The sequence below is a fragment of the Flavobacteriales bacterium TMED191 genome (assembly GCA_002171975.2).
Classification (GTDB): Bacteria; Bacteroidota; Bacteroidia; order Flavobacteriales; family TMED113.
The window spans coordinates 43,066-68,070 of the sequence record NHIO02000019.1; the positions used below are offsets into that span (position 1 = coordinate 43,066).

General features: G+C 29.5%; 24 protein-coding genes and 2 tRNA genes. 17 read left to right on the plus strand and 9 right to left on the minus strand.

The window, feature by feature from the left end; translation table 11 throughout:
- Window positions 1-4: 4 nt before the first annotated feature.
- Window positions 5-1,342, minus strand: a complete 1,338-nt coding sequence (locus CBD51_001410; protein ID RPG60251.1) for an NADP-specific glutamate dehydrogenase — start codon at window positions 1,340-1,342, stop codon at window positions 5-7.
- Between the two features lie 109 nt (window positions 1,343-1,451).
- On the opposite strand from CBD51_001410, the gene CBD51_001415 reads away from it, so the two are divergent.
- The 3 genes from CBD51_001415 (at window position 1,452) to CBD51_001425 (ending at window position 6,026) form a co-directional block, all read left to right on the plus strand.
- Window positions 1,452-3,917, plus strand: a complete 2,466-nt coding sequence (locus CBD51_001415; GenBank protein ID RPG60252.1) for a TonB-dependent receptor — start codon at window positions 1,452-1,454, stop codon at window positions 3,915-3,917.
- Window positions 3,918-3,919: 2 nt separating this feature from the next.
- Window positions 3,920-4,630, plus strand: a complete 711-nt coding sequence (gene kdsB, locus CBD51_001420; GenBank protein RPG60253.1) for a 3-deoxy-manno-octulosonate cytidylyltransferase — start codon at window positions 3,920-3,922, stop codon at window positions 4,628-4,630.
- 49 nt (window positions 4,631-4,679) lie between these two features.
- Window positions 4,680-6,026 carry an SPOR domain-containing protein gene (locus tag CBD51_001425; protein RPG60254.1) on the plus strand — a complete coding sequence of 449 codons (1,347 nt, stop codon included), beginning with the start codon at window positions 4,680-4,682 and terminating at the stop codon, window positions 6,024-6,026.
- Here CBD51_001425 and CBD51_001430 read toward each other — a convergent pair.
- A complete protein-coding gene (locus CBD51_001430) occupies window positions 6,023-6,985 on the minus strand; it encodes a lipopolysaccharide heptosyltransferase family protein (GenBank protein ID RPG60255.1) in 963 nt (320 codons plus the stop codon). The two genes, CBD51_001425 and CBD51_001430, sit on opposite strands and share 4 nt — an antisense overlap.
- A 63-nt stretch (window positions 6,986-7,048) precedes the next feature.
- Here CBD51_001430 and CBD51_001435 point away from each other — a divergent pair, with 63 nt between their 5' ends.
- From CBD51_001435 to dusB, 7 genes are all read left to right on the plus strand, one after another.
- Window positions 7,049-7,810 carry a TatD family deoxyribonuclease gene (locus tag CBD51_001435; GenBank protein RPG60256.1) on the plus strand — a complete coding sequence of 254 codons (762 nt, stop codon included), beginning with the start codon at window positions 7,049-7,051 and terminating at the stop codon, window positions 7,808-7,810.
- Between the two features lie 110 nt (window positions 7,811-7,920).
- Window positions 7,921-8,009: transfer RNA gene (locus tag CBD51_001440), tRNA-Ser, on the plus strand.
- Window positions 8,010-8,066: 57 nt separating this feature from the next.
- On the plus strand, window positions 8,067-8,900 hold the full coding sequence (locus tag CBD51_001445) for a MotA/TolQ/ExbB proton channel family protein (protein ID RPG60257.1): 834 nt from the start codon (window positions 8,067-8,069) through the stop codon (window positions 8,898-8,900).
- A 12-nt stretch (window positions 8,901-8,912) separates the two neighbouring features.
- Entirely contained in the window at window positions 8,913-9,254 is a 342-nt protein-coding gene (locus CBD51_001450; protein RPG60258.1) for a hypothetical protein, read from the plus strand.
- Entirely contained in the window at window positions 9,241-9,777 is a 537-nt protein-coding gene (locus CBD51_001455) for a biopolymer transporter ExbD (GenBank protein RPG60259.1), read from the plus strand. The genes CBD51_001450 and CBD51_001455 overlap by 14 nt, the downstream gene beginning before the upstream one ends.
- A 10-nt stretch (window positions 9,778-9,787) precedes the next feature.
- Entirely contained in the window at window positions 9,788-10,258 is a 471-nt protein-coding gene (locus CBD51_001460; protein RPG60260.1) for a biopolymer transporter ExbD, read from the plus strand.
- A gap of 7 nt (window positions 10,259-10,265) precedes the next feature.
- Window positions 10,266-11,249 (plus strand): tRNA dihydrouridine synthase DusB, encoded by a 984-nt coding sequence (gene dusB / locus CBD51_001465; GenBank protein RPG60261.1) that lies wholly within the window; start codon window positions 10,266-10,268, stop codon window positions 11,247-11,249.
- Here dusB and CBD51_001470 read toward each other — a convergent pair.
- Both CBD51_001470 and rbfA read right to left on the minus strand, forming a co-directional pair.
- Complete coding sequence (locus CBD51_001470; GenBank protein RPG60262.1) at window positions 11,246-12,445, minus strand: ABC transporter permease; 1,200 nt, start codon at window positions 12,443-12,445, stop codon at window positions 11,246-11,248. The two genes, dusB and CBD51_001470, sit on opposite strands and share 4 nt — an antisense overlap.
- 3 nt (window positions 12,446-12,448) lie before the next feature.
- Window positions 12,449-12,790 carry a 30S ribosome-binding factor RbfA gene (gene rbfA, locus CBD51_001475; protein ID RPG60263.1) on the minus strand — a complete coding sequence of 114 codons (342 nt, stop codon included), beginning with the start codon at window positions 12,788-12,790 and terminating at the stop codon, window positions 12,449-12,451.
- Window positions 12,791-12,870: 80 nt separating this feature from the next.
- Between rbfA and CBD51_001480 the strand changes: the two genes are divergently transcribed.
- The 4 genes from CBD51_001480 to CBD51_001495 all read left to right on the plus strand — a co-directional run bounded on the left by CBD51_001480 (window position 12,871) and on the right by CBD51_001495 (window position 15,557).
- A complete protein-coding gene (locus CBD51_001480) occupies window positions 12,871-14,673 on the plus strand; it encodes an ABC transporter ATP-binding protein (GenBank protein RPG60264.1) in 1,803 nt (600 codons plus the stop codon).
- Window positions 14,666-15,067 (plus strand): methylmalonyl-CoA epimerase, encoded by a 402-nt coding sequence (mce, locus tag CBD51_001485; GenBank protein ID RPG60265.1) that lies wholly within the window; start codon window positions 14,666-14,668, stop codon window positions 15,065-15,067. Before CBD51_001480 ends, mce begins: the two co-directional genes overlap by 8 nt.
- Window positions 15,068-15,075: 8 nt before the next feature.
- Window positions 15,076-15,432, plus strand: a complete 357-nt coding sequence (locus CBD51_001490) for an acyl-CoA thioesterase (protein ID RPG60266.1) — start codon at window positions 15,076-15,078, stop codon at window positions 15,430-15,432.
- Between the two features lie 48 nt (window positions 15,433-15,480).
- Window positions 15,481-15,557 (plus strand) — tRNA-Met (locus tag CBD51_001495).
- A 93-nt stretch (window positions 15,558-15,650) separates the two neighbouring features.
- On the opposite strand, the gene CBD51_001500 is transcribed toward CBD51_001495, so the two are convergent.
- Window positions 15,651-15,875 (minus strand): hypothetical protein, encoded by a 225-nt coding sequence (locus CBD51_001500; protein RPG60267.1) that lies wholly within the window; start codon window positions 15,873-15,875, stop codon window positions 15,651-15,653.
- The gene (locus tag CBD51_001505) at window positions 15,868-17,142 is read right to left on the minus strand and encodes a tyrosine--tRNA ligase (protein RPG60268.1); all 1,275 of its coding nucleotides are present in this window, start codon (window positions 17,140-17,142) and stop codon (window positions 15,868-15,870) included. The genes CBD51_001500 and CBD51_001505 overlap by 8 nt, the downstream gene beginning before the upstream one ends.
- Window positions 17,143-17,218: 76 nt before the next feature.
- Between CBD51_001505 and CBD51_001510 the strand changes: the two genes are divergently transcribed.
- Complete coding sequence (locus tag CBD51_001510) at window positions 17,219-18,226, plus strand: NAD-dependent epimerase/dehydratase family protein (protein ID RPG60269.1); 1,008 nt, start codon at window positions 17,219-17,221, stop codon at window positions 18,224-18,226.
- Here the strand turns inward: CBD51_001510 and CBD51_001515 are convergent.
- From CBD51_001515 to CBD51_001525, 3 genes are read right to left on the minus strand one after another with little or no spacing between them, the layout of a single operon-like run.
- Window positions 18,223-18,555 carry a DUF4296 domain-containing protein gene (locus tag CBD51_001515; GenBank protein ID RPG60270.1) on the minus strand — a complete coding sequence of 111 codons (333 nt, stop codon included), beginning with the start codon at window positions 18,553-18,555 and terminating at the stop codon, window positions 18,223-18,225. The two genes, CBD51_001510 and CBD51_001515, sit on opposite strands and share 4 nt — an antisense overlap.
- Complete coding sequence (locus CBD51_001520; protein ID RPG60271.1) at window positions 18,500-19,828, minus strand: dihydroorotase; 1,329 nt, start codon at window positions 19,826-19,828, stop codon at window positions 18,500-18,502. Before CBD51_001520 ends, CBD51_001515 begins: the two co-directional genes overlap by 56 nt.
- A 4-nt stretch (window positions 19,829-19,832) precedes the next feature.
- Window positions 19,833-20,564: a polyprenol monophosphomannose synthase gene (locus CBD51_001525; protein RPG60272.1), complete on the minus strand. Its 732-nt coding sequence runs from the start codon at window positions 20,562-20,564 to the stop codon at window positions 19,833-19,835.
- 184 nt (window positions 20,565-20,748) lie between these two features.
- Here CBD51_001525 and CBD51_001530 point away from each other — a divergent pair, with 184 nt between their 5' ends.
- Window positions 20,749-21,729 carry a T9SS C-terminal target domain-containing protein gene (locus CBD51_001530; protein RPG60273.1) on the plus strand — a complete coding sequence of 327 codons (981 nt, stop codon included), beginning with the start codon at window positions 20,749-20,751 and terminating at the stop codon, window positions 21,727-21,729.
- Window positions 21,730-25,002 (plus strand): TonB-dependent receptor, encoded by a 3,273-nt coding sequence (locus CBD51_001535; protein RPG60274.1) that lies wholly within the window; start codon window positions 21,730-21,732, stop codon window positions 25,000-25,002.
- The last annotated feature ends 3 nt before the right edge of the window (window positions 25,003-25,005 follow it).

A 25,005-nucleotide genomic window follows, 5' to 3' on the forward strand; every position in this document is an offset into this window, starting at 1 on the left:
ATAACTAAACAACCCCTTGGTCTAACATGGAGTCTGCAATTTTAATAAATGATGAAATGTTGGATCCTTTTACATAATTGATATTTGAAGTATCTTGTCCATATTGCATGCATGAGTTGTGAATTTGCTTCATGATATTTTTTAATTTATCATCAACCTCTTCCCTTGTCCAATTAATTCTTAGGGAATTCTGTGACATTTCTAAACCTGAAACGGCAACACCTCCTGCATTAGAAGCTTTTCCAGGAGCAAATAAAACATTGTTAGAGATAAAATAATTAACTGCACCAATAGTACACGGCATATTAGCTCCTTCACATACAGCAATACAATTATTTTGCACTAAAATCTTAGCATCTTGTTCATTTAATTCATTTTGAGTAGCACATGGCAACGCAATATCGCACTTAACACGCCATGGTGTTTCCTTAGAAACAAATGTGCAATCATACTTTTGTGCATATTCAGAAATTCTTCCCCTTCTTACATTCTTTAAGTCAAAAACATATTTTAATTTTTCTTTATCTAATCCATCTGGATCTAAAATGTAACCGGATGAATCAGACAATGTTATAACCTTTCCACCTAATTCAATAATTTTTTGACAAGCATACTGAGCAACGTTTCCTGAACCTGAAATCACAACTTTTTTATTTGCAATGGATTCATTTTTAACATTTAACATTTCATCTAAAAAATATACAACTCCATAGCCTGTTGCTTCAGGTCTAATTAATGATCCTCCCCAATTAAATGACTTACCTGTCAAAACTCCAGTAAATTCGTTTTTGATTCTTTTATACTGTCCAAACATGTAACCTATTTCTCTAGCACCAACCCCGATATCACCTGCCGGAATATCCGTATTTGGACCTATATGACGAGAAAGTTCCAACATGAAGGATTGACAAAACTTCATTACTTCATTGTCAGTCTTTCCTTTTGGATTAAAATCGGAACCTCCTTTACCACCTCCCATAGGCAAACCTGTTAAAGCATTTTTAAATATTTGTTCAAATCCTAAAAATTTAAGAATTGATAAATTAACACTTGGGTGAAATCTTAGTCCGCCCTTGTAAGGGCCAATAGCCGAATTAAATTCTACTCTGTAACCTCTATTGACTTGAACTACACCATTGTCATCAACCCATGGCACTCTAAATATAATTACACGCTCTGGCTCAATAATTCTATTTAACAAATTATTTCCTTGATACTTTTTATTGTTCTTTAAAAAAGGAATGATAGAGTGTGAAAACTCTTCAACGGCTTGAATAAATTCAGGCTCATTACTATTTTTTAGTCTTACAGATTTTATAAAGTCTTTTATTTCTGACATAATTACATTTTACACTAAATTATCTGAAACAAATCTAATTATATTTTTGAAAAAATTAATGTAAATTACAAAAGTTTAAAATATGACTATATTTACGAAAATCTAATTTATTATGAAAATAAGATTCCCCCTGTTAAGCTTATTAACTTTAATTAGCTTTCTAGGATTTTCTCAAACAAGTACACTTAAAGGTTTGATATTTGATGAAATTGACAATTCACCGTTAATTGGAGTAAATATATTATTTGGTAATAATCAAGGCTCTACTAGTAATAGTGATGGTAAGTATAATATAAACTTACAACCAGGCACAAATTCTATTAGTTTTCAATATATGGGTTATAAAACATTTACTCTAGATATTTTTATAAAGCCAGATGAAATTCTTAATCAGAATATTTATTTAAAAAATATTTCACAAGAGCTAGATTTAGTGGTTGTATCTGCCGGAAAATTTGAACAAAAACTTGAAGAAGTAACAGTATCTATGGACGTGATTAAACCTTCACTAATTGAAAATAAAAACACTACCGATTTAGAAATACTAATGAACCAAAGCCCTGGAGTGCAAGTTGTTGATGGTCAAGCAAATATAAGAGGAGGAAGTGGATGGAGTTATAATACAGGAAGTAGAGTTTTAGTTATGATTGATGATATGCCCATTTTAAGTGGTGACAGAGGAACTGTGCAATGGAATATGATACCAATGGAAAATATCTCTCAGATTGAAGTAATCAAAGGGGCATCATCTGTATTATTTGGTTCATCTGCAATGAACGGAGTAATAAATGTAAGAACATCTTACCCAAAAGGCCAACCTGAAACAAAAGTTTCATTATTTTCTGGACAATATGATAACCCGAAAAGAGAAGGACTCAATTGGTGGGGTAATGACAAAAGACGATTTCATGGAATGTCATTTAATTATGCAGAAAAAAAAATAAATACTGGAATTGTTTTTGGTGGAAATGTCTATGCTAATGATGGTTTTAAAGGCGGTTATGTTACCGATACAACTCATCACAGATATGGCGAAGAAATACCAGTAAGTGAAAAAAGAGGCCGGTTTAATTTTAATGTGAATCACAACTCAAAAAACATCAAAGGACTATCATACGGTCTTAATGGAAACTTAGTTTTTTCTGACACCTATGAATCNTTGATTTTTCAACATGATTCTGTAGGTTANACACCCATAGGTGTCCCTGACGGAGATAAGCCTGTTAGATTTAACCAAATGATGTTTAATATCGATCCGTTTATAAAATATATTAATTCTAATAACAAAACGCAACACTCCTATAAGTCACGTTTTTTTAGAGATGACTACCAACCTCANAATGATGAAATAGGATATTCTAANGTATTTTTCCAAGAGTATCAATTTCAAAAAACATTTGATTTAGAAAATNAAACAAAANTCGTTTCTACAACAGGNTTTTCATCAAATTATATCAAAGGNAATTATGATGAAATCTATGGAGAAGGAGGTACATCNAAAATTAAACAATTATTCAATTACAGTGGATATTCTCAAATTGATGCTAAATATCAAAAACTAAACCTTTCACTTGGTGTTAGACTAGAACATTTAATCTTTCAAAATGATCACCAATTAGTTCCTGTAATTAGAAGTGGATTAAATTATCAACTATTTGATGCTACATTTGTAAGGACTTCGTTTGGTCAAGGTTACCGATATCCTACAATTATGGAACTATTTGTTAAAACTGATTTTGATCCTGTGTATGTATATCCTAATCCAGACCTAAATGCAGAATCTGGGTGGAGTTCGGAAATAGGCATTAAACAATTATTGAAAATTGGGGAATGGAAGGGGATGTTAGACGTAGCAGGATTTGTAATGTATTATGATGACATGATAGAATTTACCTTTGGAGGCTGGGGTCCAATGGGCGTTGACTCTAACAGTGACGGTAGTGTAACCCCTGACGAATTTGATGATAATTTATACGGATTTGGTTTTAAATGCATCAATATTGGTGAAACTAGAATTACAGGATTTGAAATATCNGCAATGGGTGAAGGAAAAATCGGTAATGTAGATGTAAGTTTATTAGCTAGCTACACCAAGGTTAACCCTGTTATTTTAAATCCCGAAGAAGATTATTATGAATATGTTGGAGGACTTCAAGACGGAAATACCATCAACTATATTGAGTCAAGTTATTATACAGACGGTAATATTCTTAAATATCGTCATGAGAATATATTCAAATTTGATATAAATTTAGATTATGGAATGTTCATGACCGGTCTTAGTACAAGATACAACAGTATGATGAAAAATATGGACTTAGTTTTTGGAAGTTCAGCCTTCAATGATGGTGGAATTGATGTAGGTATCGATCAAATTATAAACCTTGGCGTTCTTGATTCAAGAGACAGAATGCTTGATGGTGACTTAATTTTAGACTACAGGTTTGGTATTCACCTCAGCGAGAATGTAACACTATCATTTATCATAGATAACCTTTTAAATCGAGAATATCAAACGAGACCTGCAGATTTAGGTCCCCCTAGAGCATATACTTTAAAAATTAGTGCAAAAATATAGATATGAAAACCATTGGCATAATTCCCGCAAGGCTTCAATCTACAAGACTTGTTAATAAAGCCTTACTAAAATTTAATAATAAGCCATTATTACAGCACACATATGAAGCNGTTAAAAATTCATCATTATTTAACCGAATCTATATTGCAACAGACTCTAAATTAATTCAGGATACTGCTCAAAATTTTAATGCTGAAGTAATTATGACAAGCAAAGAAAATAAAAATGGTACAGAAAGATGTATTGATGTAGTTCAAAAATTGAGTAAGAATATCGAAAATGATGACCTTGTAATTAATATTCAATGTGATGAACCTTTTCTAGAAGTGAAGCATTTTAAAAAAATTATTCAACAAATGAATAGCGATGTGCAAATAGCAACATTAATGTCACCAATTAAAAAAGAGGAACTTAATAATCCTAACACTGTAAAAGTAAGTGTTGATAAGAATTTCATAGCAAATAAATTTTCAAGATTGCTACAAAATTTTAAACCAAAAGAAAAACTATATAAACATATAGGTATATATGCATATAAAAAAAAGACGCTACTTAAGTTATCAAAACTCAAAGAAGTAAAAATTGAAAAAAAAGAATCCCTAGAGCAACTTAGATGGTTAAAAAACAACTATAAAGTCCATTGTTCACCTATAAGAGAGAATATAGTCTCAATTAATACACAAGAAGATGTAAAAAAAGTTTTAAAAAAATAATCAAATAAGAGATTTTATTCTTTATATTTAGAGTAACATAAATTTTTAAATGAAAAAGCCCATTGAACTACACATATTTGAACTTCTAAAACATAATGACTGTGTAATTATTACTGGTTTAGGTGGGTTTGTCCTCAATTACCAACCAGCATATATAAACGAAATAAACCACACTATTTACCCCCCATCTAAATCTGTTTCTTTTAATAGCAAACTAATTAAAAATGATGGTTTATTGGCTAATCATTTGATGAACCTTGAGGGTATAGGATATAATGAAGCATGTGTCGAAATATTAAAATTTAGTCGAAAAACAAAACTTAAATTAAAAAGACAAGAGTCTATAAACTTTAAAAATNTAGGAAAATTGTTTGAGAATGAATCAGGTAATATTGAGTTTCTACCCAATTCATCATTCAACTTTAATAACAACTCATATGGCTTAACAAGCTTCCAAATTTCGAAATTAAATAATTCATCTCAAAAAACTAATCTTAATATCGCATCCGCTGCAGCTATATTAATTCTTGTATGTCTTTCAATCTTTTCATTAAGCAATAATCCTGTCGATAATCTTTCAGTATTCAACCTAAATCCAATCAAAAATAACAATTATCAACCCAGATCTTCAGATAGCAACCAAGATATTATAGCTAAAGAAACTCCTGGAATATATAATGTGCAAGTTTCCCAAGTGGATTTTGACTTATATAAAATTAACGGTACTAATTATCATATTTCAACAAAAAAGTGCTTCAAATTGGGCTTTGGAAGAGACGTTCAAATAAAAATTTGGATAGATGAAAAAGACAGAACGCAAAGACAAGTATGTTTTTTGAATGTTGCTGAAACAGAATATGATGACTGCTACAAAATTACTGAAGTCTATAATGAGCTAGTATCTAAATCTGATAANGTCATGGTACTAACTAAGAGAGGTCGGATGAAAGAAGCAACACTTGTATTAGAAGAGACATACATAGATCCATATGTCATTGCTAACAGTAATCCTGAGGAAGAATTAGACACACAAAATGAAGAAATTGAATTAGATAAAAATGTAGGTAAGAGATTTATAAATGCCATTCACAGTCTTAGTACTCCTGAAAACAAAACAATTGAAAATAATATCAATGTATCATCATCCGAAAATCTACAAGTAAGAAAAAAACCTTTCCACATTATTGTAGGTAGTTTCTCTGATTTAAAAAATGCTCAAGCACTTTGTAAACAGTTAAAAAAACGAGGATTTGAAAATTCACAAACAATAGAAAAAAATGAAAATGGACTNGTTAGAGTTTCTGTAGATAGTTTTTTTACTGAGGAAGAAGCTAAGGTTATTTTAAGTGACGTGAAAACACAACTATCAAGTGCTTGGATTTTAAATAAAAATTAGGTCAATTTTATAATTTTATCAATTTCATTCATAATTAATACAGGATTTATTTTTTTAACACAACCGCCCTTAGTCCATCTACAAGACTTACCATGTTTTGAACATGGCCTGTGTTTCTTCATATAAACTATATTAACTGGTTCCGGTCTTGTTAAATAAGGCCAAAAACCTAGTGCTGGTTTAGTACAGCCCCAAAAGGATATTATATGTTTGTTTAATGCAGCAGCTATATGCATCATACCTGTGTCATTAGTAAGAACAANGCGACTTTTTTTAATAAGAANAGCAGATTGATCTACAGAAATTAACCCGCAAAAACTTATAACTTCAGTATTAGTTGTTTGATCAACAATATCTTGACCCATTTGCAATTCATTTTCTCCACCAATTAAAACAATTTTTCTAGAAATTGTGTTACATACATTAACGACTTGAGATGTTGAAAGTTTTTTTGATTCATAACTTCCTCCAATACTCCAACAAATAAAATCTTGTTCTGTATTAAATTCTAATTGAATATTTTCAGGTAAAAAATAATCTAAGCCTTTTTTATCATTAACTACTCCTAATTTATTTACAACACCAAAATACATATCAACAACATGCTCTTTAAGTAAACGAACTCCGAAGTTAATGAAGAAAAATCTTTTTAATCTTTTCTTGCTATATGTAATATTTTTTACTCGCAAATTTAATTTAATCCAAAAAGAACGGAGATTATTATGTAAATCAATAATTAGATCATAATTTTCTATCTTTAAGTCATAAATAGTTGATTGTAGTTCTTTTAAAAAAATTAATTTATCTATATATGGATTATTTAACAAAACCACACTGTTACTCTTTTTTGTTAAAAAATGTAACTCCACCATAGACTGTGTTTTTAGGCATCTTAAAATTGGCGAAGTCAATACAATATCTCCTAACGAACTAAATCTTATGATTAATATTTTTTTCATAAAACAAAATATAATATAAAAAGATGAGTATTGGTTAAAATAAAATTTTAATTTTAACAAGATATGTTAACCGATTCTCATATACATCTTTATTTGTCCGATTTTGACAATGACTTTAATAAAGTTCTTAATGACGCAAAAAAAAATAAAATAAATCGTTTCCTCCTTCCCAACATTGACAAGAATTCATTACCAAAACTTCTGTCAATTTGTAAATTAAACAAGCATCTATATCCAATGATTGGTTTACATCCAGTTAGTGTTAAAGAAAATTACCTGTCCGAACTAGACTTTATTTATAATTTTATTGATGGAAATGATTTTATTGCAATTGGAGAAATTGGTATTGACCTACACTGGGACAAGTCATTTTTGGAACAACAAAAACATGCCTTTAAACTTCAAATAAATTGGGGAAAAAAACATAACCTACCTATTGTAATACATTCTAGGAATTCATTTAATGAAGTATTTCAAATTTTAAAAAATGAAAAGTCTTCACAAATGACTGGCATTTTTCACTGCTTTTCGGGGACATATGAGGAGGCTAAAAAAATTATTGATTTGGGATTTTATTTGGGCATTGGAGGGGTTGTAACATTTAAAAACTCTGATTTAAAAAATGTATTAAAAAAAATAGACCTTAAACACATAGTGCTGGAAACCGATGCACCTTATCTAGCTCCTCACCCATTTAGAGGCCAAAGAAATGAACCAAAGTATCTTTCAATAATTGCGAATCAAATTGCTGAAATAAAAAACACCACAATTGAAGAAGTTGCACTAATAACAAGTCACAATACCAATAAAATTTTTTTTTATTAAATAATAACTGATTTTAAATAATTGCTAATTGTAATATATGGTTTATAAATTGACTATTGTTTGTGTTTTTTTTGTAATTTCGTTGCGAGTGGTAAAACTACAAGTAGCTAGGAGAGGTGGCCGAGTGGCTTAAGGCGCACGCTTGGAAAGCGTGTATATGGACAACATATCGGGGGTTCGAATCCCTTTCTCTCCGCAAGCACTGAAGTTACAATCACATACTAGATAGAAATAAAATTAACTAAAAACTAATACAATGAATCAAAGATTCCTTTTCTTTATAATTACTTCCTTATTATTTTGTCAATTCAACTTTGCACAAGACACATCTAACGACACAACATTTACGGAAGATACTGACTCTATTACTCAAATTGATACTAATAGCTCTTTAGAAAACAACAGTAACGATATAGAATTAAACTCAAATGATGACGAAAAAATTGAGCAAAGCTCACCGTCTTTTCACCAAATTTTAAAAACTAAATTTATAGAGGGAGGTGCTGGATTCATGGGAATTGTATTACTCACATTGATTTTAGGCCTAGCTTTATGTATTGAGAGAATTCTGTATTTACATGCTGCAGGTTCCGCTAATAACGAAGAACTATTAACGTCTATTGAAAATGCTCTAAAAAACAAGGGAGGAGTTGAAGATGCAAAAGAAATCTGTAAAAAAACTAGAGGTCCTGTTGCTAGTATTTTCTATCAAGGATTAGAAAGATCTAATAAGGGAATAGATGCGGTTGAAAAATCAATAATTGCTTATGGGTCTGTGCAAATGGGACTGCTGGAAAGAGGAACTACATGGATTTCATTGTTTATTGCATTAGCACCAATGCTTGGCTTCATGGGTACAGTTATTGGAATGATTGGTGCATTTGACGCGATAGAGGCAGCAGGAGATATATCACCATCATTAGTTGCTGGAGGAATCAAGGTAGCACTTTTAACAACTGTTTTTGGTCTTATTGTGGCTATAATCTTACAAGTATTTTACAATTATATAGTGTCTAAAATTGATGACATTGTTAACAAAATGGAAGATGCTTCAATTGCATTAATAGATATTTTAGCGAATAATAAATAAATTTATATTATCATGACTGATTTTGGACTTATTTTAACATATTTAATGATTAGTGTAGCTATAATTGCCTGCATTGTTTCACCCGTTTTACAAATAAAAAATAATCCGCAAAAAATAAAAAAAATGATAATGCCTCTATTATCAATACTATTTATTTTAGGTTTTTCATTATTAATTGCATCTAACGAAGTTCTTCCAAATTATACAAATAGTAACGGAGATCTGATTTCAACAGGTCTTTCCAAATTTGTTGGGGGATGTTTAATCACTTTTTATATGCTAGCTTTAATTGCTTTTGGAACAGTCATATATAGTGAACTTCTACATAAATTATTTAAAAATGGCAAGAAGTAACAGACCTACACCTGAAATTAATGCGGGCTCTATGGCAGATATTGCTTTTCTGCTGTTAATATTTTTTCTAGTAACTACGACAATGGATGTAGATACAGGTATAGCTCGAAAACTTCCTCCTACAGCTGAAGAACAGGAACCTGAAGATATGCAAGGTAATGCTCGAAATATCTACGAGGTGTACGTAAATAAAAAAGACAAATTACTAGTAGAAGAAAATGAAATGAAAATCGAAGCACTAAGGGAAGGAGCTAGAGATTTTATTAATAATAACGGTAAAGATCCTTCTTTATCAGATAGCCCTGAAAAAGCTATTATATCTCTTGTCAACAGTAGAGGTACATCTTACGAAATGTATATTGCAGTTCAAAATGAACTTACTGCTGCATACAATGAGCTAAGAAACGAAGCTGCCATAAATAAGTATAACCAAAATTATACGGAGTTACCTAAAGATAAACAAAAGGAAATTAGAAAAATGTATCCGATGAAAATATCTGAAGCACCTCCAGGAGAATTTTAATCAATCAATCATGTCTAAATTTAAAAAAAATCAAAAGGGTGGTACCCCACCAATTTCTACTGCATCTTTGCCTGATATAGTATTTATGTTATTATTCTTTTTTATGGTAACTACTGTGATGCGGGAAACAGAAATGTTAGTTGACAACACTCTTCCTCAAGCAACTGAAGTAAAAAAACTTGAAAGAAAATCCCTAGTATCCTACATATATATAGGAGCACCTAGAGGGCTTAATAGAAAAAACCAATTTGGAACAAAAGCTAAAATCCAACTTAATGATTCTTATTCAAATGTAGGTGATATACAGGCATTTATTGCAGCTGAAAGAGAAAGTCGAGCGGAAGAAGAAATTCCTTTACTTACTACATCGATTAAAGCTGATGTGGATGTTAAAATGGGTATAATATCCGACATAAAAGAAGAGCTAAGAAAAGCGCAAGCTTATAAAATTAATTATTCTACTCGTAAAGAAATAAAATAAATCATTAATGGTTAAAATTGGAGATTTAGAAGTCGGCGAATTTCCTCTACTATTAGCTCCAATGGAAGATGTCAGTGATCCTCCATTTCGAAAACTTTGCAAAGAAGGTGGTGCAGATATTATGTACACAGAGTTTGTTTCTTCTGAAGGTTTAATAAGACAGGCATCAAAAAGTATACAAAAGCTTGATATTTTCGAATTTGAAAGGCCTATTGGTATTCAAATTTTTGGAAATAATATTGATTCTATGAAGGAAGCAACTAGAATTGCTACCAGTGTTCAACCTGATATAATTGATATTAACTACGGCTGTCCTGTAAAAAAGGTTACTTGCAAGGGAGGTGGAGCAGCTATTCTACAAGATATTCCTAAAATGGTTAAGATGACATCTGAAATTGTAAAATCAACTAAACTACCTGTAACAGTAAAAACGAGATTGGGTTGGGATGAAAAAAGTAAATATATTGTAGAAGTTGCTGAAAGATTACAAGATATTGGTATACAAGCTATTTCAATTCATGGACGTACTAGAAAACAAATGTATAAAGGAGAAGCTAACTGGGAATTAATAAGAGAGGTGAAAAATAATCCCAGAATAAAAATTCCTGTATTTGGGAACGGAGATGTTACGTGCCCTGAAACTGCTAAAAAAAAGAAAGAAAAATATAATGTAGATGGAATTATGATCGGAAGAGCTGCAATTGGAAATCCGTGGATTTTTCTAAAGATTAAAGAATACTTAAATTCTGGGAAAATAATTGAGGAACCGAAAATGAAGGATAAAATTGAAATGGTATTAAATCACTTAAAGTGGTCAATTGAATGGAAAGGAGAAAAACTTGGAATACTAGAAATGCGAAGACATTATTCTAATTACTTCAAAGATTTACCTAAAATTAAAAACTACCGATCTGAATTAGTACAACTTAATGAGTACAACGAAGTTTTAAATAAAATAAATGAAATAAAAGAGATTTATAAAAATTATTAAATTTTATAAAATCGACTATTAAATGTAACAAAATATGTAGTAACCAATCCAAGAAAAATAACAATTAGCTGTATAGATATTATGTCATCTAAATGAACTTTAATTGGATAATAATTGAGAGTAATATTATTTAAAGAACTTAGTTTTACTATATGAAACTTGTCTTGTAAAAAACAAAAAATTAAGCCTAATGTAGTCCCGGCAATTAATCCACAAGTTGTAATCATAAATCCAACAGTTAAGAAAATTTTTTTTACATTTTGAATTCTAAATCCAAACGAAAAAAGTATTTGAATATCTCTTTGTTTTTGCATTAATAAAACAATTAAACTAGCAACTAGACTAAGCATAGAAACTATTAATATAAAACTGAAAATAATATATACAATTAATTTTTCTGATTTAATCATTTTATTTACAAAGGGTCTTTGTTCAAATCTATTTTTTACAATAAATCTTTCACCTAAAACTATTTGTAGTTTTTTTTGAATACTATCATAATGTTTATTTTTTATGCTAATATTTAATGCTGAAATTTTATTTTCATTTTCCGTAAATTTTTGAAGATCTTTTAATCCTAAAATGATATCACCACTACCTAATTTAGCTTGCCCACTAAAAACTCCTGACAAATAAAAAGAATTAGTAACAATATTATTCATCGTCAATAAATTATTGTTTGATTTAAAAAATGACAATTGTAAAGGGTTTTCAAAGTCTAATAGCTTTAAGGATAGCATATTAAAAACAGAGTTTGTAACAATTACAAATTTATCTTGCTCAGAGAAGTATTTACCAATAAAAATTTCATCATTAATTTTATTTACTTTTAAAAAATTTTCATCTACGCCTTTTACACCAACAACAGATTGATAATCCTTATATTTTGCTAGCATTTTATGCTCTAAAACCTTAGAAATAGAATTAACACCATTTATAGACTGTATTTTATACAATATTGTATCATCTATATTAAACAAATGCCCTTCTTTTAATTCAACTTGAAAATCTGAGTCAATATTTTTAAACAAATTTTGGACCAATTGATCAAAGCCATTAAAAACAGACAAAACAACAATCATCGCCATTGTACCAAACATCACTCCGCTCATAGAAATTATAGTAATTAAATTGACTAAGTTTTGCTTTCTTAAAGCTGCAAAATATTTAATGGCTATATAAAATATATATCTCAAACTTTAAATGTCTTTTAAGATTTTACTAATGCTCTCGTAGTGATCTAAAGAGTTATCAATATAAAAAACTAAATCTGGGGTCTTTCTCATTTGATGCTTAAGCTTCAATGCTAACTTATGTTTAATTATTTTTGTTTTTGATTTAATATCATCAAAATATTCTAACTTTCTATCTTCTGGAAATAAACTTAAATACACCTTTGCTAAAGATAAATCTTTAGACACAAAAACATGAGTTATACTAATCATAACATTGGTGTAATGACTCTTACTCTCTTGAAGAAAGATAGCGGACAAATCCTTTTGAATAAGCCTTGCAACTTTTTTTTGTCTTTGTGACTCCATTAAAACCAAAGATACAATTATAAATAAATACTGATATTTAAATGTATAATTTATACATTTCTTATCGTTATATTTAGGTTATGAAATCTACTTTTAAACTTTTAATATTTTCAAAACCTTATTTTATATTAATCGTATTAAATACGATGTTTAATCTATTAGCTGTTATTTTTTCATTATTCTCGATTTCATTAATTATTCCCATACTTGGATTATTGTTTGGAACTATTGAGCCCTCAAATACAATAACAGACGACTTATCATTTAATAATCTAAAGGATTACATTTACAATGTAATATATGATTTAATAAAATTGTACGGTCTTACATATGCCCTCGGGTTTATATGCATTTTAGTTGGTCTGGGGACAATGCTTAAAAATAGTTTTAGATATTGTGCTTTATATTGTTTAACTCCTTTTAGAAATAATATAATTAGAGATATACGTAAAAAAATGTATAAAAAATTGCTTAAACTTCAAATACCTTTTGTTAATAAATTTAAAAAAGGTGATTTAGTAGCACGTATGACCAATGATTTAATTGAAGTTGAATGGTCTATTATGGGAGTTTTGGAGTTTTTTATAAAAGACCCTATACACATTATAATATTTTTAATTAGTTTAATCTACATTAATGTTGAGATAACATTAATTGGTTTAGTTTGTTTACCAATTGCAGCCTTTTTAATAACAAAAGTTAGCAAATCATTAAAACAAAATTCTAAATTAAGTCAAATAAAATTAGCTGATATTATTTCTTTTATAGAAGAGTCAATTAGTAATTTAAAAATTATTAAAGCATTTAACAGTACTTTTTTTATCTCTACAAAATTTAACTCACATAATGAACGCCTAAAAACTTTAAACAACAAAGTATTATGGAGGAAAGATTTAGCATCTCCAATGAGCGAAATGTTAAGTACAATTGTTATGATAATAATTATTTGGTTTGGGGGAAAAACTGTATTAAATAATAATCTTGATGCCGAAACATTTATAGGCTATTTAATTATTTTTTCACAAATACTTCCCCCTGCTAAATCTTTGACAACCGCGTTTTATTCTATTCAAAAAGGTGCTGCATCAGCTGAAAGAATTATGAGTATTTTAGAACAACCAATAGATAATACTCACTCTTTGAAATTTATTGACTCATTTAAAACAATAAGTTTTGATAATGTCTCTTTTAAATCATCTGAGGGCACAATTCTGAAAAATGTTAACTTAAATATAGAAAAAGGGCAGAAAATTGCAATCGTTGGTGAGTCTGGAAGTGGTAAATCAACATTATTAGAATTATTATTGAAATTTTATCCTCATAGTAGTGGTAATATTAAAATTGATGAAGAGCATTTACTTAATCTTAATTGTAATAAATTATTTGGGCTAGTTACTCAAGATGTTTTATTATTTAATGACACTATATTAAATAATATATTATTAGGTAATCCATCAGTATCAGAAACCGAAGTCCATCGTGCGTCAATGAAGGCACATATTCACAAATTTATTGAAACGTTAGATAACGGATATAACACAATTATTGGTGCAGGTGGTATAAACCTATCAGGTGGAGAAAGACAACGGATAAGCCTAGCTAGAGCTTTTATAAGTCAAGCACCGATTTTGATACTTGATGAACCAACGTCTGCATTAGATGCTGAATCTCATCAATACATCCAGACGTCTTTAAAAGAAATCCCCCAATCTACAACATTAATTACTATTACGCATAAACTAAGCTCAATCGTTGAGTATGACCATATTATTGTTATGGAGAATGGTTCTATTACTGATGCAGGCAATCACAAATTTTTGATAAAAAATAGTGTAGTATATAAAAAACTTTACGAAATTGAAACTTTTAAAAAAAATGAATAATATTGAGCACATAGGGATTGCAGTTTCTGACTTAGATTCGGCAAATGAATTATATAGTAAATTATTAGGAACTAAGCCATACAAACAAGAACATGTTGAACAAGAAGGGATAATTACTTCATTTTTTAAAACTGGTAATTCAAAAATTGAATTGCTACAAGGAGTAACAGAAAATAATGCAATTTCTAATTTTATTAAAAATCAAGGTGAAGGTATTCATCATATTGCTTTTGAAGTGAAAAATATCAACTCTGAGATAACCAGACTAAAAAAATTAGGATTTCATATTATTAATGAAATACCTAAAAAGGGTGCAGATAACAAATTAATATGTTTTATTCATCCAAAATCAACAAAAAAAGTACTAATAGAATTATGTCAAGAAATTAAATAATTTATATCATGCAATTTAGAACAAGAAAACTAGTGAAACCTGAAGATTTAAATGCTGGAGGCAGTTTGTTTGGCGGTCAATTACTAAGATGGATTGACGAAGAAGCAGCTATATATGCAATGTGTCAACTAGACAATCAAAGGGTAACAACAAAGTTCATGTCAGAAATTGATTTTATATCTCCTGCTAAAATTGGTGATGTTGTTGAAATTGGATTAGAATTAGTTAAATTAGGACGTACTTCGATTACAATTAAATGCGAAGCAAGAGTGAAGAGAACAGAAAAATCTATTATTTCTATTGATAGAATTGTTTTTGTTAATTTAGATGAAAAATTAAGACCAACTCCTCATAATAAAGGTTAATTATTTGTAGCATAAAAAATCTTTGCTTAATATTGCCTTCTTATTTTAGGGCCCATAGCTCAGCTGGTTAGAGCACTTGACTCATAATCAAGGGGTCGCAGGTTCAAGCCCTGCTGGGCCCACAAAATTCTCAATTTCCACACTTAATCATATCATATCTATCCAGACCCAAACCATAATAATCATTTGTAATCTTTATCAATTCAAAACCAAATTTTTCATAAAACCGAAATTGTATTCGGTTGTTTTTCTAATTCGTATCCACCTGCCGCAACAAGTTGATAACTCATATCAAATAAGAGAAAATAGTTTAAACAGTCTCTTACTAAAAAATTTTCAAACAATGATTCCTCCTTTTTATCAAAAAAAGCAGGCACATTAGATCTAAATAACTTTAAACAATCTTGTAAATATTTATTACTATATAATTTTATGTTATTCAAAACATAAAATTATATAATGTTTTTTCCCCTTTTGAATTAAAATATATTTATTGTTAAGCAGATTATCTTTGGTAACAAATTGATCTACACCCCATTTTATCTTATTTAAGCTAATTGCATTTGACTTAAAGAGTCGTCTAACCTCTCCTTTAGAAACAAAAGCACCAGACAAATCAGTAAGAAGATTAATAGGATCGATGGGTTGATTTAAAGTTGATTTAGCAATTTTATACTGATCTACTCCTTCGAATACCATTAAAAACTCCTTCTCTGTAATTTGTGTAATTTGCTCAGCAGTATTTTTACCAAATAATATATTTGAAACTTTTACAGATTGCTTATATTGAGCAATACCATGAACTCTACAAGTTATACTTTTAGCTAATTCCTGTTGTAAAATTCTTAAATGAGGGGTTTCATTATGATTTTTTATAATTTCTAGAATCTCTTCTTGTGAAAATGTCGTAAAAATTTTAATCCATTTCTGTGCATCTTCATCACTAATATTCATCCAATATTGGAAAAATTTATATGGTGAAGTTTTATCAGAATCTAACCAAATATTACCTGATTCTGTTTTTCCAAATTTTGAACCATCTGACTTAGTAATAAGAGGAGTCGTTAAAGCATATGCTTTATTACTGCTAATTTTTTTTATTAACTCAATTCCTGAAGTAATATTTCCCCACTGATCTGAACCCCCAATTTGAACTATACAATTTTTAGTTTTATGTAAATGATAAAAGTCATATGCTTGGATAAGTTGATAAGAAAACTCCGTAAATGAAATTCCTGTTTCCATCCGATTTTGAACAGAGTCTTTGGACATCATATAATTTAATGTTAAATGTTTTCCAATATCTCTTAAAAATTTAATCATATTAATATCTTGGCACCAGTCCATGTTGTTAACAATTTCTGCTGAATTTTTAATATCACTAAAATCTAAAAATAACTCTAACTGTGATTTTACTCCTAAAAGATTATGATGGATTTCATCCGTGGTTAATAAATTCCTTTCAGCGCTTTTACCAGATGGATCCCCAATTAAACCAGTAGCGCCGCCAATTAATGCAATAGGCTTATGACCACATTTTTGATAATGCACTAACAACATTATTGGAACTAGATTACCAATATGCAAAGAATTTGCAGTAGGATCAAACCCAACATAGGCCGAGGTAATACCCTCCTTTAATTTATCTTGTAATCCAGGAGTTGTATCGTGAATCATGCCACGCCAATCCATTTCATTAATAAAATCCATAAATACTAATTTATATATTATAAATGTATTATTAAAGAATGGAAAAACATATATTTAGTATATTATAATTTAAACAATGTCCAAAACACTTGTAACAGGAGGAACAGGTTTAGTTGGAGCTCACCTTCTATACCACCTAATTATTGCTGGAGTAAAACCCATTGCATTAAAAAGACCAAAAAGTAACTTACAAAATGTTATAAATATATTTAATTTTTATTCGCAAAACGGTGAAAAATTATTTAATAAAATAACATGGATAAACTGTGACATATTAGATATAATAGACTTAGATGAAATTGTTAAAAATATTCAAATAATTTATCACTGTGCAGCGTTAGTTTCGTTTAATAATGAATTAAAAAACAAAATGCTTGAAGTCAATACAGTAGGAACTTCAAATATTATAGATCTATCATTAAAATATAATATAAATCAAATTTGCTATGTGAGCTCAATTGCTACATTGGGTAAAAATGAGGATTTACCTGCTGATGAAAATACACATTGGTCTTGGGATAATACATCTGGTTATGCAATTTCTAAATATTTAGCTGAAATGGAGGTGTGGAGAGGTTTCAGTGAAGGCTTAAATGGATTTATTGTAAATCCCTCCTTGATTATTGGTCCTGGTTTCTGGAACTCTGGAATTGGCACAATTATAAAAAAAACCTTCATTAGTGGGCCTTTTTATGTTTCTGGCAGTTGTGGTGTAATTGATGTAAATGATTTAACAAAAATTATGATTTCACTTATGGATAAAAAAATAACCAATGAACGATTCATAATTAATTCTGAGCATATAAGCTATAAAAAATTAATGTCTATAATTTCAACCGAACTTAATCTAACCAAACCTTCTATACAATTGCCTCAAATAATACTTAAAATATTAATTTGTATAAACATAATTTGGGGTAAATTGACAGGCAAAAAAATAGCAATCAGTTTAGATACTATAAAATATACAAAAAAGCCTTTTTTACTTGACTCTTCTAAAATTGAAAAAACAATTTCACATAGCTATATTAAAACATCTGAATCCATCAAAAAATATCTTGAATTATTCAAAAAAAACAGTTAATCTGTCATCGAATTTTTCATTTCATCTAATAGAGTCGTCATTTCTTCAAAATTATTAATGTAAAATTCTAATGTTTTATCAAACATCGCCTCAGATACTTTATGTTGGATTAAAATAGAATCTAATAAAAAACTGTCACGATTCAAATTATGCATTGTGTCTGCATAAAAATATGTATTGGAAGATTCAATATCCATTAAAATGCTTTTAAATGAATCTCTAGGAATTAATTTAGAAGCTGTTGAATTATGATTACAACTAATAAACAAAATACTAATTATTAAAAGAAAGTGCTTTTCCATTGTTGATATTTTGAATAACTCCATCATTATATACTAAATTACCATTAACAAATGTTTTATAGATTTTAAAATTAAATATTTTATTTTCTAATGGTGACCATTTACAAGCATATAAAATATTATCCCCATTAACTTCCCAGTTTTGTTTTTTTAAAACTACCAAATCTGCATAATAACCTTCTTTTATATACCCTCTTTTTTTAATATTAAAACATCGAGCAGGAGCATGACACATCTTTTCTACAATTAATTCAAGAGAAATTTTATTGTTTATATAATGATCTAGCATCATTGGCAGAGCATGTTGTACCATTGGTGCTCCTGAGGGACAAGAAAAATATAGATTGTTTTTTTCTTGAGTTGTATGAGGAGCGTGATCAGTTGCGATGATATCAAGTTTATTATTTAATAAACCATCCCATAAAGCTTGTTGATCATGAGCATTTTTTACTGCAGGATTCCATTTTATTAATGCTCCTTTCTTTGTATAGTCTGCATCTGTAAAAGAAAGATGGTGTATACATACTTCTGATGTGATTTTTTTGTCTTTTAGTGGTAGAGTGTTATCAAATAAATGTACTTCTTCTTCTGTAGAAATATGTAAAACATGAAGCCTACTAGAATATTTCTTTGCTAAATCAATTGCCAATGAACTAGATTTAAAACATGCTTCTCTGGATCTAATATTAGGATGCTCATATAAAGGTACTTGATTACCGTATTTTTTTTTCGCTTTTTGACTATTTATTCTAATAGTTTCTTCATCTTCACAATGTACTGCAATTAAACCTTCGGCATTAGAAAAAATATTATTCAATACAGAAAAATTATCAACTAACATATTACCCGTAGAAGATCCCATGAAAATTTTTAATCCTGGAACTTTAGAAAAATCTGTTTTTAATACCTCACTAATATTATCATTTGAAACTCCCATAAAAAAAGAAAAATTTGCTAAAGAATCTTTTAGGCCAATTTCAAATTTGTCTTTTAATAGATTTTGTGTTAAAACTGGCGGGTTGGTATTAGGCATCTCCATAAAAGAAGTTATTCCTCCAGCAACTGCAGCTCTTGATTCTGAATAAATTGTAGCCTTATGAGTTAGTCCTGGCTCTCTAAAATGCACTTGGTCATCAATCACACCTGGCAAGAGATATTTGCCTTCTAAATCAATAATTTCATGGTGCTTAGTAGAAATCGAAGGTGCTATCTTTACAATAAGATTATTCTCTATTAAAACATCTACTTCTTCGATAGACCCTTCATTAACCTTTTTTGTATTCTTTAATAATTTACCCATAATACTATTTATAAGATGATGAAAAAATACTCTTTATTTTCATTTTTAAGACCCCAAATACTGCTTCCTTTATTATACTACTATTTAATTTTGACACACCTTTTTCTCTATCCTTAAAGACAATTGGCAACTCATAAATTTTAAATCTTTTTTTCCACACTCTAAACTTCATTTCTATTTGAAATGCGTATCCAACAAATTCAACAGAGTTTAAATCAATGGATTCTAAAACTTTTCTTTTATATAATTTAAATCCTGCCGTTGGATCTTTTATGTTCATTCCGGTTATTATTCTTACATAAAAGGACGCAAAATAAGATAACAATACCCTACTTAATGGCCAATTAACAACATTAATGCCTGAAATATATCTAGAGCCTATGCATAGGTCTAAATTTTTATTATTTGATAAAGCATATAGTCTATGTAAATCATTTGGATTATGTGAGAAGTCACAATCCATTTGAAAGAAATAACTATATGATTTATTAAGCCCCCATTTAAAGCCAGCAATATAAGCTGTGCCTAAACCTCTTTTTTCCGAACGTTCTAATAAGAACAAACGATTTTGATATTTAGATTGCAATCCAATTACTTCTTTTGCTGTCCCATCAGGTGAAGAATCATCAACTATTAAAATATGCACGTCATCGGAGAGAGAAAATACAGTATTTATCATTATACTAATATTCTCAATTTCATTATAAGTAGGGATTATAACTAAACTTCTTTGCATTTTAATTTTACTAAAGTGTAAAAATAATTAATAAAATCTTGTTATTATATTTTATATATATAACTATTTTATGTTTTTTAGCATATTATTTTTATTAAACTGTTAAACTTAATTGTAAAGAAATTTAACTTAAATTAACAATTAGTAAACAACCAAATTTTATTTTTAACCAAAAAATTCTAGAATGAAACACTTTATTACACTATTACTTATTACTATATGCTTTAACTTTTCACAAGCACAATGTACTGACTTATTTATATCAGAATATGTGGAAGGCTGGTCAAATAACAAGGCCTTAGAAATATATAACCCAACAGATCTTCCTATTGACTTGTCCTCTTATATCGTATCGAGATATACCAACGGAGCTACTCAGGCAAGTACTCCTCTACAACTTGAGGGGATTATTGAACCTTATTCAACTTTTGTAATAGGTTTAGATAAAAGAGATCCTGAAGGAACAGGCTATGATGCTCCTGTCTGGGATGGATATTACACCTATACTGACAGTGTTACAAATGAAGAAGTAACAATATATGATGCTGATACTGACTTGCAAAGTAAAATTGATTTTTGGGGAAATGGTACGTACTACGGCGGTACGGATCCTGATTCAGCAGCCATGTATCCAATGACAATGTTCTTTAATGGGAATGATGCAATTACATTAGAAATGATCGGAGGAGGAGTAGTTGACTTAATTGGAAAAGTTGGTGATGACCCAGGAGCAGGATGGACTGATGCAAATGGAGCAATATGGACTAAAGATCATACTTTAGTGAGGATAGAGACTGTAACAGAGGGAGTTAACTCGAATCCTACAATTTTTGACCCTACTCTACAATGGGATTCACTGCCTGTCAATACTTTTGCTAATTTAGGTTCTCATGACTGTATATGTAATCTTGCATCTCAATTGGAGGAAATCGATACTGGATTTTTAATTTATCCTAACCCGACATCAAGCAATTCCTTGTCCATTAAAAACACTTTAAATATTTCTGATGTAAAAGTATTTAATCCACAAGGAAAAATAATTCTTCATAAATCTGAACATTATCATAATCAAATGGAAATTAATCTGCCTGATGTTAGTGGACTTTATATAATAACACTTACAGATGCAAATGGAACCAGATCTAAATCAATTGTTTTGGAATAAATGTTAAAGAAATTATTTTTTTACTGCACTGTAATTTATAGTGGTTTGGCTTTTTGTCAAACCACTAATTTAAATCCTATTGTCAACTTATTTGAAGAAGATTGTTCTAAATTACCTATTGAGAAAAAAACCAAATATCGAAATGCTTCTATTGAAGCAATGATAAATACGTATTCTTTAGATAGTACTTTCACTAAAAAAACTAATAGAGACTTAACAATCTTTCGTCAAGCTTATGGGGATAAAGCAACTGATATTTTAACATGTATTCTTATAATATATCATAATCAATCTGCTAATAAAAATACCCCAATTATTCCTAGTAAAATAATTGAAGAATTTAGAAAAAATTATACCGATTTTTTTAATAATGATATTAGTACAAATTGGACTATCAAAACCAACAATTCTTTTAATCCAGATACTCTTTTAGAAGATTTTACAACTTCATCGAAAAAATTTCAAGATATAAATAACAATCAAAATACTAACTCTATTAAAAAATTTACATCAAACAAAAATAATTTAATTTCAGGAAGTATTTTAGATAATAAAACAGGGGAAACTTTAATTGGTGCTAATATAGTTCTAATTAGAAAAGATAATTCTAATAACCTGCAAGGTACGACATCCAATATTGACGGAGAATTTAAATTTCAAAATATTGAAAGTGGAGAATACACATTAACTGTCTCGTATATTGGCTATAAATCAAAAAGTATTTCTATTAATTACGAAGCAGATAAGCCAATTGGATTCATAATTAAATTAAATGATGATTCGGTGTTAGATGTTGTAAAAGTTATAGGAGATCAAGCAGAGTTTAGAAAAACACCTGTATCTCTTAGTAATGTTAAATTAGAGAAAATCGAACGAGAATTAGCTGGTCAAGAAATCCCAATGTTATTAAATTCAACACCTGGCGTATATGCTACACAACAAGGGGGCGGAGATGGAGATGTAAGGATTAATATTCGTGGTTTTAATCAAAGAAATGTAGCTGTAATGATAGACGGAGTTCCTATGAATGACATGGAAAACGGATGGGTATATTGGTCAAATTGGTTTGGCCTAGATGCATTAACAAGAACTATTCAAGTTCAAAGAGGCTTGGGGGCTTCAAAACTTGCACTTCCCTCTGTTGGAGGAACCATTAATATCCTCACAAAAGGAGTGGACTCAAAAGAAGGAGGACTAATAAAACAAGAGCTTGGGAGTGGAAATTACGTTAGAACATCTTTTGCATATACCACTAAAAATTTTAAAATCGGAAAATTTAATTTAGCTGGTTCATTTAAACAATCCGATGGAATCGTAGAACAAACTGGCTCTCAGGGTTTCTTCTATTACTTAAAATGGCAGAAACAACTTAATAATCATCTTTTTTCACTATCAGCATTTGGAGCTCCACAACAACATGATCAAAGAAAATATCAAACAGGAATGGCTGTATATGATAAAGAATTTGCTCATGCATTAGGTGTAGATACAGGCTCCGTTGAAGGTGGATACGGATTAAATTACAACCCCAATTGGGGAGAATACAATGACTACGAAGTAATTTATAATAATGGAATCCCCACTGATACTATTTGGGGGGATAATAATACTGTCAATCGATTTAAGAACTATTACCATAAACCTAATTTTAATTTTCAACATTTATGGAAAATAAATAACAAAAGCTCATTAACCAACGTTATATATTATTCTCTAGGTCAAGGGGGAGGTACTGGCTTTCAAGGTGGACAACTAACCTACACAGATGAAAACCAAATTGATTTTCAAACAATTTTTGATGCAAATAGTGGAAATAGCTGGAATTCTTTTGTTAACCCAGGTGGGCCGTCAATCGATTTGGCTTATAGTGAAACTGAAAAAAAATCTACGAGCATATTATACTCCTCGATTAACAATCATTTTTGGACAGGATTATTATCTACATTTAGCCATCAATTAAATGAAAATTTAGATTTAGCTTCAGGAATAGATTTACGATCATACCGTGGAGAACATTATCGAGAAGTTTATGACTTATTGGGTGGTGACTATTATGCAGGTGTTTTAGGCTCGGATGGTAAAAATTGTGTCGGTGAAAGCTCACAAAATTTAATGCTTCGAGAGGGAGATAAAATGTATTATCACAATGATGGAATTGTTAAATGGCTTGGTGGCTTTGGACAATTGGAATATAATTATGGTAGTATTTCTACTTTTATCAACCTCACAGGATCAAAAACCATGTATAAAAGAGTTGATTATTTTAAAAAACAAGATCTTGTTTTATCAGATACTGTATTAGTAGAGACAATAGGGATTAATGATACTATAAATTACAACGGTCAAAACTATACTATCGAGTCCAATGAAGCCCGCTTTACAGAGACTGAGTGGCAAACATTTCCTGGCTTTACAATCAAAACAGGAGCGAATTGGAATATAGATGAGTATAATAATGTATTTATTAATACTGGTATCTTATCAAAAGCACCTAGGTTTAGTAATGTATTTAATTATGACAATGAAGTATATTATAATATTGAAAATGAAATCGTAAAGGCAATAGAAGTAGGTTATGGTTATCGTTCTCAAAACTTTTCAATTAACCTAAATGCCTATAATACAATTTGGGAAAATAAGCCACAAGCTGGAACAACTGTGATAGACGGGGGAGAAACCGTTTCGTATAACATCAACGGAATCAATGCTCTTCATCAAGGATTAGAACTTGATTTTGCGTGGAAATTATCAAAAAATATCAAATTTGAATTCCTTAGTTCTGTTGGTAATTGGAGATGGAATTCTGGTGATACAGTTAACTTTTATTTGGATCAAGAACTTGTGCAAAGTGATTATTTTGATGCACGAGGTATATATGTTGGAGATTCTCCACAGACTCAAATAGGATCAAGTATTAGTTATAACTTTCGCTTAGATAAAAATAACTCTGGATATATACAACTAAAGGGGATGTATTTTGACCGTTTCTTTTCTGATTATGATCCATTTACGCTAAATGAAGAAAAAGAAGTCTGGCAAATACCTAGTTATAGTTTATTTAGTCTCCATGTGGGAAATACACGTTATTTCAGAAATAGCAGTCTCAAGTTTAAATTTAATATCTTAAATTTACTCAACACAACATATATAAGTGATGCAGAAAATAATTCCAGCTATGTTGAAGACACACCAATGAACTCTGATGCTGCTTCAGCGTCGACATTTTTTGGATTAGGTAGAAAGTTAATTGCATCTATTGAATATAAATTTTAAAAT